This is a genomic window from Actinacidiphila cocklensis (assembly GCF_907177275.1).
GTDB lineage: Bacteria > Actinomycetota > Actinomycetes > Streptomycetales > Streptomycetaceae > Actinacidiphila > Actinacidiphila cocklensis.
Genome location: NZ_CAJSLV010000063.1, coordinates 15,102 through 26,705, shown reverse-complemented (window position 1 = coordinate 26,705; position 11,604 = coordinate 15,102). Strand labels below are relative to the sequence as shown.

The window sequence follows — 11,604 nt, the reverse complement described above, 5'->3', positions numbered from 1 at the left end:
GTGCGAGGATGGCCGTGTTCACGGTCGTTAACCGGGAGGCGGTCCGATGGGTGAGGTGCGGTACGGAGGGCTCGTGCGGGTCGAGCGGCACGGGGAGTACGTGGCCGAGCTGGTGCTCGACCGTCCCACGGCCATGAACGCCGTGTCGACGGCGATGGCCGAGGCCATCGCGGCGGCCTGCACCGATCTCGCGGCGGACCGCACGGTGAGCGTCACCGTGCTCAGCTCCTCCAGCACGAAGGCCTTCTGCGTCGGCGCCGACCTCAAGGAGCGCAACTCGCTGACCGACGCCGAGCTGGGGCGGCAGCGGCCGGTGGCCCGCGCCGCGTACACCGGGGTCCTCGACCTGCCGATGCCGGCCATCGCCGCGGTCCACGGCTACGCACTGGGCGGCGGCTTCGAGCTGGCCCTCGCCTGCGACCTGATCGTCGCCGACGACTCGGCGGTGGTCGGGCTGCCCGAGGTCTCGGTCGGCGTCATCCCCGGCGGCGGCGGTACGCAGCTGCTGCCGCGCCGCGTCGGTGCCGCGCGGGCCGCCGAGCTGGTCTTCACCGCCCGCAGGGTGCCGGCCGCGGAGGCGGCCGAGCTCGGCCTCGTCGACCAGCTCGCCCCCGCGGAGTCCGACGCGCGCAGCGCGGCGCTCGACCTGGCGGCGCGCATCGCGGCGAATTCTCCCGTGGGGTTGCGGGCGGCCAAGCGGGCGCTCCGGCTCGGGCACGGGCTCGACCTCAGGTCCGGGCTCGACGTCGAGGACGCGGCATGGCGCACGGTCGCCTTCTCCCCCGACCGCGCGGAAGGCGTCGCCGCTTTTGCCGCGAAGCGGCCTCCCGCCTGGCCTGGCCTCTAGCCCCCTGCCGTGCCCCTGCGGGCGGAGCTGCGCGACCAGCCGCGATGCACGGGAAGGTGCGAGCCCACCGCGAGGGGCAATCACCCGGGGGACACCGCTCGCGCCTGCGTGCACGCAGGAGCGCCCAGGCAGGGGCCGTTCGGCGTAGCAGGGGTACGTACCGGGGCAAAGGCTCTCTAGCCTGGGGAGATGGTGGACGGTACGGCCGACCTTCGGCTCAGGGCTGTCGTCGAGCTGGCGCAGGTGCTGGCGACCGCGCAGACCCCGCAGGATGCGGCCCGGGAAGGCGCGCGCCGCACACGGCTGGCGATGGGCGGGTCCTTCGCCGCGGTGTCCGCGTGGGAGCGGGAGACCGGACGGCTGCGGGTACTGGTCAACGACGGCGACCTCGCACCCGGCGAGGAGGCGGAACCCGCCGACGAGTCCTACTCCGTGCACGACTTCCCCGAGATCGCCGAGTTCCTGCACGGCAGCTGGGCGCGGGGCGGCGAGCCGCACGCCTGGGTCGAGACCTCCGAGGGCACGGGCGCGTCGCCGGGCGGCAGCAGCTGGGGCCGGGCCGCGGCCCTGCGCCGCCGCGGGCGCGGCAGTTGCGTGGTCGCACCCCTCGTCCTGCACGGACGGGCGTGGGGCGAGGTGTACGTCGCCCGCAGTCACGGCGAGCCGCCGTTCGCCCGGCCCGACGCGGATTTCGCGACCGTGCTCGCCGCGGTCATCGCGTCCGGTATCGCCCAGACCGAACGCCTCGCCGAGGTCCAGCGGCTGGCGTTCACCGATCCGCTGACCGGGCTGGGCAACCGCCGTGCCGTCGACCAGCGCCTCGACGAGGCGCTGGAGCGGCACCGGGCCGACGGTACGGTCGTCAGCCTCATGGTCTGCGACCTCAACGGCCTCAAGCGGGTCAACGACCGCCTCGGCCACGCGGTCGGCGACCGGCTGCTCGAACGCTTCGGCTCGCTCCTGTCGCTGTGCGGCGCCATGCTGCCGGGGAGCCTGGCGGCACGGCTGGGCGGTGACGAGTTCTGCATCGTCGCGATCGGGAGCTCCGCGGACGAGGTGGTGCGGGCGGCGGGCGAGCTGTGCATGCGGGCGGCCAAGCTGGACGTCGGGGAAGGGGTCGCCTGCGGTGTGGCTTCCACGGGCGATCAGATCGGGCCGGTGCGGTCGGCCCGGCGGCTCTTCCGCCTTGCCGACGCGGCGCAGTACCGGGCGAAGGCGCTGCGCTCAGCTCGCCCCGTCGTCGCCGGCCGCGAAGGCCCTGAGGACCCGGTGGTCCACCTGGCCGACTCGCCGCCCCCGGCGCCCCCCGCCGAACGCCGCCGCCTGCGCGGCCACCTCCCTCCCGACTGATCCGCCTGCGGCCGCCCCGTCCCGCCCCTGCGGCGGCCCCGCGACCTTCCCCTGGCGGTGGGCTGGGCGCGCGGTTCCGCCTGGAGTGACTGCCCCTTGCGGTTCGCGATCGCCTTTCCCGCCGTCGTGGCTGGCCGCGCAGTTCCGCCCCCAGAGCTTCGCCTGGGGGTACCCCCAGCGCCCCTCGTGGCCTGCGTCCTCCAACGTCCGGCATTCGCCCCTGCCGGGGGCTTGTCCTCTGCGAAGAGGACAAGCCCCCGGCAGGGGCTCGGGGAACTGCGAGACGAGCCACCACCCGGCAGAAGGTCCCGGAGCCGCCCGCAGGGGCAAGGCAGGGGGACCCGGGAGGATGACAGGTAGAGATTCAGTGCCTAGGGTGCGTGAATATGGATATGCACAACGTGGTGATCGGCCCCCACGGGGCCACGCCCGAGGACGTACTCGCCGTGGCCCGCGACGGCGCCGTCGTCGAGGTGGGGGAGGCCGCCCGCGAGGGCATGGCGTTCGCACGGGCCACCGTCGACGCCCTGGCCGCACGGCCGGAACCGGTGTACGGCGTCTCCACCGGATTCGGCGCGCTCGCAGTGCGCCACATCTCCCCTGAGCTGCGAGCGCAGCTCCAGCGCTCGCTCGTGCGCTCGCACGCCGCCGGCATGGGGCCGCACGTGGAGCGCGAGGTCGTCCGCGCGCTGATGTTCCTGCGGCTCAAGACGCTCGCGTCCGGCCGCACCGGCGTGCGCCCACTCGTCGCGGACACGATGGCCGCGCTGCTGAACGCCGGCATCACCCCGGTCGTCCACGAGTACGGCAGCCTCGGCTGCTCGGGCGACCTCGCGCCGCTCGCGCACTGCGCCCAGGTGCTGATGGGCGAGGGCGAGGCGGAAGGCCCGGACGGGCAGGTGCGGCCGGCGGCCGAACTGCTCGCCGCGCACGGCATCGAACCGGTCGAGCTGCGCGAGAAGGAGGGCCTGGCCCTCATCAACGGCACCGACGGCATGCTCGGCATGCTGGTGATGGCCTGCGCCGACCTCGCGGGCCTGTTCACCGCGGCCGACGTCACCGCCGCCCTCTCGCTGGAAGCGCTACTCGGCACCGAGCGCGTGCTCGCGCCCGAGCTGCACGCCATCCGGCCGCACCCCGGCCAGGCGGCCGCCGCGGCCAACATGGCCAAGGTGCTGGCGGGTTCGGGGCTGACGGGGCACCACCAGGACGACGCGCCCCGCGTGCAGGACGCGTACTCGATCCGCTGCGCCCCGCAGGTGGCGGGTGCGGGCCGGGACACCCTCGCGCACGCCCGGCTGGTCGCGGAGCGCGAACTGGCCGCGGCCGTCGACAACCCCGTCGTCCTGGAGGACGGCCGGGTGGAGTCGAACGGCAACTTCCACGGCGCCCCCGTCGGCTACGTGCTGGACTTCCTCGCCATCGCCGCCGCCGACCTCGGGTCGATCGCGGAGCGGCGCACCGACCGGCTGCTGGACAAGAACAGGTCGCACGGCCTGCCGCCCTTCCTGGCCGACGACCCGGGCGTGGACTCCGGGCTGATGATCGCCCAGTACACCCAGGCCGCCCTGGTCAGCGAGATGAAGCGGCTCGCGGTGCCGGCCTCGGTCGACTCGATCCCGTCCTCCGCGATGCAGGAGGACCACGTGTCGATGGGCTGGTCGGCGGCGCGCAAGCTGCGGACCGCGGTCGACGCTCTGGCGCGGATCGTCGCCGTGGAGATGTTCGCCGCCACCCGGGCGCTGGAGATCCGGGCGGTCGCGGGCGGCACGCTCGCGCCGGCGACCGCGGCCGTGCTCGCGGCCGTACGTGCGGCGGGGGTGCCGGGACCGGGCAGGGACCGCTTCCTGGCACCCGACCTGGAGGCGGCCCACGCCTTCGTACTGTCAGGCGCGCTGGTCCGGGCGGCCGAGACCGTCACCGGACCGCTGGCGTAGCGGCAGGGTCAGAGCGCGGCCCGGCGCGCGCGCCGGGTCGCGTCCACGACCAGGGCCGCGCCTGCCACCAGGAAGGCGGAGCCGCCGATCACGTACGGCTTGGTGTCGATGCTGCCGGTGTCCGCGAGGTCGAGGTGCTGCGACGCCGGGACACCGGTGGTGGTGTGCGAGGCCGTCGCGGGCGCGTGCTGGGGGCTGGCGCTCGCGGACGGTACGAAATACAGCGCTGCCAGGACGGCTGCGGCTGCGGCGGCCACGTAAGGGCGGGGCGAGGCCAATGGAACCCCCAGGGGTTGCGACGACTTGACCGTGGTGGCCGATCGTAGTGACTCAGGCCACTGCTTGGGAAGCCGCGTCCCGTCCATCGGCCCCGCCCTCCCCCGTTCAGCTGTGCGGGCTCGCCCGGCGGCGGCGTGCCGCACCGAACGTCAGACCCGCTCCTACGGCGGCGAGCAGCGCGGCGACACCCGCGAGCATGCCGGTGCCGGCCGCACCGGTGCTGGCCAGTTGCTCCCCGCCGCCCGAGGTCCCGTCGGGCGCCGGGGAGTTGGCCGCCGGCGTGGTGGGCCCCGGCGTGGTGGGCGCGGCGGACGCGGACGCCGACGCCGACGCTGTCGGGGTGGGGGTGGCGGTGGCCGAGGCGGGGTCGATCTGCAGCCGACCCGCGGCCGTCACGAACGGCATGCGGCCGAGGTACCTGGTCGTTGCCCCGAGGCCAACCTCCTTCACCCCCGGCACCTCGGTCTTGAGGGAGAAGCGCAGCTCGTAGCGATGCTTCTGGCCGTGCGAGAACCCGGCGGGGATTGCCGGGAGCAGCCACTGGGTCTGGTCGCCCTCGTGCTCCAGCGCGACCCATTTGCCGCCGCTGCGTACCTCCAGGGTCAACGCCGAGGCGACTGCCGACGGCGCGCCGTAGTCGGAGATCTCGGTCGTGAGCGCGCCGGGGAAGGAGCCGCTCCCGTAGTCGTCCAGTTCCAGCCAGGTCACGGCGGGCTTGCCGGGCGCCACCACGGCCCCCGTGTCGAATGTGTCGACGAGACCCGGCTCGACGTCGAAGCGGTGGGTCGCGTTGTCCTGCTCTTGCCGGGAAGCGCCCTGACCGTAGAGGTAAATCCAGAACGATCCCTCCTCCTCGGGGGAGGAGTTCGAAGGGTAGTCCGGAGCAGGGCTGACGGTGATCTTCCAGCTGTAACTGGAATGGGCCGGCACCATGAACGGCTTCTCCAGCTCGCCCTTCGGGTAGAACGCCAGATCCGCACCGTTGACGTCCCCCGGCTCGGAGTCGGTGGCCGGCGCGTCCAGCGGTGTGACACCGATGGTCACGCTGCCCTGGTAGAGGAAGCCCTCGGAGGCCGTCAGGGCGGCGCTTCCCTGGTAGGGGAGCGGTGCGTCCGACGGGTTGGTGACGGCGAAGGTCAGCGTCGCCGGAGTGTTGCCGCGGTGAAGGACGGTCTGGCTGACGTCGCTGATCTTGTACGTCAGCGCGCTGTCGGCGGCGTGTGCGGAAGTGGCGGGCAGGAGCAGGACGCTCCCTGTGGCGACGGCGGCCAGTGCCGTCGCCAGAGCGGTGGTGCGGCGAGATGACATCGATATCCCCCCCGGGATCCATGACCAGGCCCGACGGCCTGTGACCGGGTCAGCGTACGGCGCTGTTGACCATGGCCAGGCAGGGGAATCGTCACGTCCACGTAACGGAGCCCCCCGGGTACGGAGGGTGGCCCGGAATGCGCTCCGCGGGGCGCTGACGTGGGAAAGGCCACAATTACGACCGAAAAGGGTGATTTGCTCCGGGGTGGCTGTTTCCATGGGCTAGGAAGAAGCCCGTGGTGCCGCCGCGGGGGACCCCAGCCCCATTGGAGAGATGCGTGACGTCGCCCGAGAACGGATCTGCCCCGGCCAAGCACCCGAAGGTCACCAAGCGCCGCACGCTCGCCGCCGCGGCCGCCGTGCTGATCGCCGGCAGCGTCGCCCTCACCGCGTGCAACAGCGGTGGCGGTGGGCACGCGGACAGCAAAGCCTCGGCCAGCCCCTCGCCGTCGACGCAGACGCCGACCCCCACGCAGACACCGTCCCCCCTCACCCAGGCCAGCCAGGACGCCGCGGCGGCCAAGCACGCCTCCGCCGCGAAGATCACCATCACCCCGAAGACCGGCGCCACCGGCGCCAAGGTCAGCGGGGCGGTCAAGGTCTCCGTCACCGGCGGCACCCTGACCTCGGTGACCATGACGTCCAAGTCCACCGGGCACGCGGTGGCGGGCAAGCTGTCCGCCGACAAGAAGAGCTGGACCCCGTCCGGCTCGCTGGCGCACAGCACCCAGTACGCGATCTCCGCGGCCGCCGTCGACGCGCAGGGCCAGCCCGCGGCCGCCACCTCCGGCTTCGGCACCGCCGCGGCCAAGCCGTCGAACTTCGTCGGCTACTTCACGCCCGAGGACGGCTCCACCGTCGGCGTCGGCATGCCGGTGTCGGTGAAGTTCGACCACGCGATATCCAAGGCCGACCGGGCCGCCGTCCAGCGCGGCGTCACCGTGACGTCCAGCAGCGGGCAGCAGGTGGTCGGCCACTGGTTCAACGCCAAGCGGCTCGACCTGCGCCCGCAGACCTACTGGGTTGCCGGCTCGCACGTCACGCTCGACCTGAACCTCAAGGGCGTCAAGGGCGCTCCCGGCGTCTACGGCGTCCAGGACAAGACCGTCGGCTTCGACGTGGGCCGCTCGCAGGTCTCCACGGTCGACACCAAGACCCACATGATGACCGTCGTCCGCGACGGCCAGGTCGTCAACACCATCCCGATCTCCGCCGGCGGCAAGGGCCACACCACCTACGACGGCCAGATGGTCATCGAGGAGAAGGACCAGACCACCCGGATGAACGGCGCCACGGTCGGCTTCACCGACGCCGACGGCAAGGGCGAGTACGACATCCCGGACGTGCCGCACGCCATGCGGCTGAGCGACTCGGGCACCTTCATCCACGGCAACTACTGGGGCGACCCGTCCGTCTTCGGCACGACCAACACCAGCCACGGCTGCATCGGCATCGAGGACGTCAAGGGCGGCAAGGACCCGAGCACCGACGCCGCGTGGTTCTACGACAACTCGCTGATCGGCGACGTCGTCACGGTCGTCAACTCGCCCGACAAGGTCATCCAGCCCAGCAACGGCCTCAACGGCTGGAACATGACGTGGAGCCAGTGGGTGGCAGGCTCGGCTCTGTGACCGTACGGATCCACGTCGCGGGGTCGTCCAGCACGGTACGCACCGAGCTGTAGGCGGCCCCGCGCAGTACGCCGTCGTGGCCGAGCCGGGAGACCAGCACGTCCTGGGCACGCCACTGGCGGTCCGTGACGCGGGCGGCGAGCTCGCGGCGCACGCCCGGCAGCAGCCAGGGCGCGAGGTCCGCGAGCGGGCCGCCGACCACCACGGCCTGCGGGTCGAGCAGGTTGACCGCACCGCTGAGGGCTATGCCCAGGGCGGCGCCTGCCTCCTCCAGCGCACGCAGTGCCGCGGGGTCGCCCGCGACGGCCGCCGCTTTCAAAGCCGGGCCGCGTCCGGTGCGCACACCGGCGGCCCGCAGCAGCGCCTCCTCGCCAGCGTAGGTCTCCAGGCAGCCGTTCGCACCGCACGAGCAGCGGGGTCCCTCCGGGCGTACCGGCACGTGCCCCAGCTCGCCCGCGAAGCCGCGGGCACCGCGGAAGAGGCGGCCCTCCACGACCAGGGCGGCACCGATGCCGATCTCGGCGGACACGTGCACGAAGTCCGTGAGGCGGCCGTCGTGGCCGCCGAGCCACAGCTCGGCCAGGGCACCGAGGTTGGCCTCGTTCTCCACGGCGGCGGCCTCGCCGAAGGCCGCGGCCAGCGGGACGTCCTCCCAGCCGAGGTTCGGCGCCCGCAGGACGGTGCCGCGGTCCTGGCCGATCAGTCCCGGCACCGCGACCGTCGTCCGCACCGGGTGCAGGCCGGCCGCCGCAGCCTCGGCGACGACGCCGGCGGTCAGGTCCGCCAGCTCGGCCAGGACGGCCTCCGCAGGGCGGCTGCGGTTCGCCGCGGGGCGCTGGGCGCGCGCCCGCACCCGGCCGTGCAGGTCCACCGCGCAGGCGGCGAGGTGGTCCACGCCGATCTCCGCCCCGATGCCGGCGGGGCCTGTCTCCGACAGGGCCAGGACGGTGCCGGGGCGGCCCACCGTGCCGGGGCGCTGGGCGCCCTGCTCCTCCACGAGGCCGGCCGCCAGCAGCTCGTCGACGAGGGTCGACACGGTGGCCCGCGTCAGGCCGACCTCCGCGGCGACCGCGGCCCTCGTCACGTTCTCGCCTGCGGCGAGGGCTTTCATGACCAGGGCCATGTTCCGCCGCCGGAGCCCGGCTTGCGCGCCGGTGCCTTTCCCCACGATGTGACCTCCGGTCCGGTTGGGGGGTGCCCCTACCTGCTGCGTTCACAGTGCCAGTACGCCGTGCCTCCTCGCGCAGTTCCGCGCGCCCCTTGCGTGATTGCCCCTTGCGGTGGGCTCTCACCTTTCGGTGCGCTGTGGTTGCGCGCGCAGTTCCGCCCCCAGAGCTCCGCCTGGGGGTACCCCCAGCGCCCCTTGTCGGCCTGCGTCCTCCGCCGTACAGGGTTCGCCCCTGGCAGGGTTGCCCTCCGCGCAGAGGGTGAGCGTTTTTCAGGGGCGCGCGGGACTGCGCGACCTCCCCCCGCCGGGGGAAGGTGGCAGGCCACCGCAAGGAGCACCCTCCCGGGGAGGGCTAGGCGGAAGCCAAGGGCATGGCTGAGGCCAGGCGGGAGAGGGTCGGGGTGTCGAGGGGGAGGGCCGCGTGGACGCGGCCCGACGTGGTGCCCCAGCGGGCGGCGATCGCGGAGGCGGGCTCACCCGTGAGGGTGCAGGCCGCCTGGACCGCCGCGCCCAGCGCGACGAGCTCGCCCGCCTCGGGGACCTGGACCGCGCGGCCGGACAGCCGGCGTACCGTCTCCAGCCAGGCGACCCCGCGGGAGCCGCCGCCGATGACGAGCAGCGGCTCGTCGGAGGGGGCGCCGCCGTCCACGGCGAGGACCTGGTCGAGCGCGCCGAGCAGCGCGTAGACGGCGCCGTCGTACGCACCCTGCAGCACCTGCCCGGCCGTCGTGTCGTGGCGCAGCCCGGTGAGCAGGCCCGACGCGTACGGCAGGTTCGGCGTGCGCTCGCCGTCCAGGAAGGGCAGGAAGGCGACCGAGCCGCCGGGCTCGACGTCCTCCCGCTCCCGGCCGAGCAGCGCGGCCACCTTGTCGACCGCGAGCGTGCAGTTCAGCGTGCACGCGAGCGGCAGCCACCCGCCGTCGGCCGCGGCGAAACCGGCCACGACACCGCTCGTGTCGGTCGGCCGCTGCCGCGACACCGCGTAGACGGTGCCGGACGTGCCGAGGCTGAGCGCGGCGCGGCCGGGCGTGAGCCCGAGGCCCAGCGCGGCGGCCGCGTTGTCGCCGGTGCCTGCGGCGACCAGCGCGCCGGCCCGCAGCGGCAGCCCGTCGCGTACGGTGCCGGCCTGCTCGCCGGGGCCGAGCACGGTGGGCAGCAGTTCGGGCGCGAGCCCGATCTCGGCCAGCAGCGCCTCGTCGTAGCGCTCGGTGTCGGAGCGCCACCAGCCGGTCCCCGACACGTCGCCGCGGTCGGTGACGCCGGCGCCGGACAGCCGCTCGGTCAGGAAGTCGTGCGGCAGCCGCACCGCGCGGGCGGCCTCGGCGGCCGCCGGCTCGTGCTCGGCGAGCCAGGCCCACTTCGAGACGGTGAAGCTCGCCCCCGGCACCGAGCCGAAGCGCTGCGCCCAGTGCCCGGCGCCGTACTTGTCGACCAGCGCGGCGGCCTGCGGCGCGGAGCGCACGTCGTTCCAGAGCATGGCGGGCCGCAGCGCCCGCCCCTGCGCGTCCAGCACCACGAGGCCGTGCTGCTGCCCGCCGACCGAGATCGCCTCGGCGCGGCCGGCCCACTCACCCGTCTGGCCCAGCGCGGATTGCAGCGCGGACCACCACACCTCAGGATCGGTCTCCCGTCCCGCGCCGGTGCTCACGGTGTGCCGTGCCTGGCCCGAGGCCAGTACCTCACCGGTCTCGACGTCCACCGCCAGCACCTTCGTGGACTGCGTGGAACTGTCGACCCCGAGGACGACCGACCCGTGCGATGCGCTGTCCGACCCCATGTGATTCCTGTCCCTTCCGGAGCCCATAGCGAGCTGCCACTTCCCATCATCGGCCTCGCATACTAATTTGTTCAACAGTCTGACGAATAGGAGCGAGCCGTAATGACTTCCGAGACGAACCTCACCCCGGGGCCCGAGCACAAGTTCACCTTCGGCCTGTGGACGGTGGGCTGGCAGGGACGCGACCCCTTCGGTGAGGCGACCCGCGCGCCGCTCGACCCCGTCGAGACCGTCACCAAGCTCGCGGAGCTCGGTGCGTACGGTGTGACGTTCCACGACGACGACCTGATCCCGTTCGGGTCCTCCGACGCCGACCGCGACGCGCTCATCAAGCGCTTCCGCGCGGCGCTCGACACCACCGGGCTGACGGTCCCGATGGCGACCACCAACCTCTTCACCCACCCGGTCTTCAAGGACGGCGGCTTCACGGCCAACGACCGCGACGTGCGCCGCTTCGCGCTGCGCAAGACCATCCGCAACATCGACCTGGCCGCCGAGCTGGGCGCCAAGGTCTACGTCGCCTGGGGCGGCCGCGAGGGCGCCGAGTCCGGTGCCGCCAAGGACGTGCGGGTCGCGCTCGACCGCTTCAAGGAGGCCTTCGACCTGCTCGGCGACTACGTCACCGAGAAGGGCTACGACCTGAAGTTCGCCATCGAGCCCAAGCCGAACGAGCCGCGCGGCGACATCCTCCTGCCGACCGTCGGCCACGCGCTGGCGTTCATCAACACCCTGGAGCGCCCCGAGCTGGTCGGCGTCAACCCCGAGGTCGGCCACGAGCAGATGGCCGGGCTGAACTTCCCGCACGGCATCGCCCAGGCGCTGTGGCACAACAAGCTCTTCCACATCGACCTCAACGGCCAGACCGGCATCAAGTACGACCAGGACCTGCGCTTCGGCGCCGGTGACCTGCGGTCGGCGTTCTGGCTGGTGGACCTGCTGGAGTCGGCGGGCTACGAGGGCCCGCGGCACTTCGACTTCAAGCCGCCGCGGACCGAGGACTACGACGGCGTGTGGGCGTCGGCCGCCGGCTGCATGCGCAACTACCTGATCCTCAAGGACCGTGCCGCCGCCTTCCGCGCCGACCCGGCCGTCCAGGAGGCGCTGGTGGCCGCGCGCCTCGACCAGCTCGCGCAGCCGACCGTCGCCGAGGGCGAGGGCCTGGCCGGCCTGCTGGCCGACCGCTCGGCGTACGAGGACTTCGACGCGGATGCCGCTGCCGCGCGGGGGATGGCGTTCGAGCAGCTCGACCAGCTGGCGATGGAGCACCTGCTCGGCGCTCGCTGAGCCCCTCCCCGGGGCGCGGGGTC

At 73.6% G+C, this 11,604-nt stretch carries 9 protein-coding genes; 5 read left to right on the top strand and 4 right to left on the bottom strand.

Going from position 1 to position 11,604, the window contains the following annotated elements; genetic code table 11:
* Positions 1-46 precede the first annotated feature (46 nt).
* The 3 genes from NFU81_RS22490 to hutH all read left to right on the top strand — a co-directional run bounded on the left by NFU81_RS22490 (position 47) and on the right by hutH (position 4,134).
* Complete coding sequence (locus tag NFU81_RS22490) at positions 47-847, top strand: enoyl-CoA hydratase/isomerase family protein (RefSeq protein WP_251492721.1); 801 nt, start codon at positions 47-49, stop codon at positions 845-847.
* A 189-nt stretch (positions 848-1,036) separates the two neighbouring features.
* The gene (locus NFU81_RS22485) at positions 1,037-2,197 is read left to right on the top strand and encodes a GGDEF domain-containing protein (protein ID WP_251492719.1); all 1,161 of its coding nucleotides are present in this window, start codon (positions 1,037-1,039) and stop codon (positions 2,195-2,197) included.
* Between the two features lie 386 nt (positions 2,198-2,583).
* Positions 2,584-4,134: a histidine ammonia-lyase gene (hutH, locus tag NFU81_RS22480; RefSeq protein WP_251492717.1), complete on the top strand. Its 1,551-nt coding sequence runs from the start codon at positions 2,584-2,586 to the stop codon at positions 4,132-4,134.
* Positions 4,135-4,142: 8 nt separating this feature from the next.
* Here the strand turns inward: hutH and NFU81_RS22475 are convergent, their stop codons facing one another.
* Both NFU81_RS22475 and NFU81_RS22470 read right to left on the bottom strand, forming a co-directional pair.
* Positions 4,143-4,412 carry a hypothetical protein gene (locus tag NFU81_RS22475; RefSeq protein ID WP_033171607.1) on the bottom strand — a complete coding sequence of 90 codons (270 nt, stop codon included), beginning with the start codon at positions 4,410-4,412 and terminating at the stop codon, positions 4,143-4,145.
* 106 nt (positions 4,413-4,518) lie between these two features.
* The gene (locus tag NFU81_RS22470; protein ID WP_251492715.1) at positions 4,519-5,721 is read right to left on the bottom strand and encodes a hypothetical protein; all 1,203 of its coding nucleotides are present in this window, start codon (positions 5,719-5,721) and stop codon (positions 4,519-4,521) included.
* 278 nt (positions 5,722-5,999) lie between these two features.
* Here NFU81_RS22470 and NFU81_RS22465 point away from each other — a divergent pair, with 278 nt between their 5' ends.
* Positions 6,000-7,352 (top strand): L,D-transpeptidase, encoded by a 1,353-nt coding sequence (locus NFU81_RS22465; RefSeq protein ID WP_251492713.1) that lies wholly within the window; start codon positions 6,000-6,002, stop codon positions 7,350-7,352.
* Here NFU81_RS22465 and NFU81_RS22460 read toward each other — a convergent pair.
* Positions 7,300-8,475, bottom strand: coding sequence for an ROK family transcriptional regulator (locus tag NFU81_RS22460; RefSeq protein ID WP_251492819.1), 1,176 nt, complete (start codon positions 8,473-8,475; stop codon positions 7,300-7,302). The genes NFU81_RS22465 and NFU81_RS22460 overlap by 53 nt on opposite strands.
* A gap of 397 nt (positions 8,476-8,872) precedes the next feature.
* Complete coding sequence (gene xylB, locus NFU81_RS22455) at positions 8,873-10,297, bottom strand: xylulokinase (protein WP_251492711.1); 1,425 nt, start codon at positions 10,295-10,297, stop codon at positions 8,873-8,875.
* 102 nt (positions 10,298-10,399) lie between these two features.
* Between xylB and xylA the strand changes: the two genes are divergently transcribed.
* Positions 10,400-11,581, top strand: a complete 1,182-nt coding sequence (gene xylA, locus NFU81_RS22450) for a xylose isomerase (protein ID WP_251492709.1) — start codon at positions 10,400-10,402, stop codon at positions 11,579-11,581.
* Positions 11,582-11,604 lie beyond the last annotated feature (23 nt).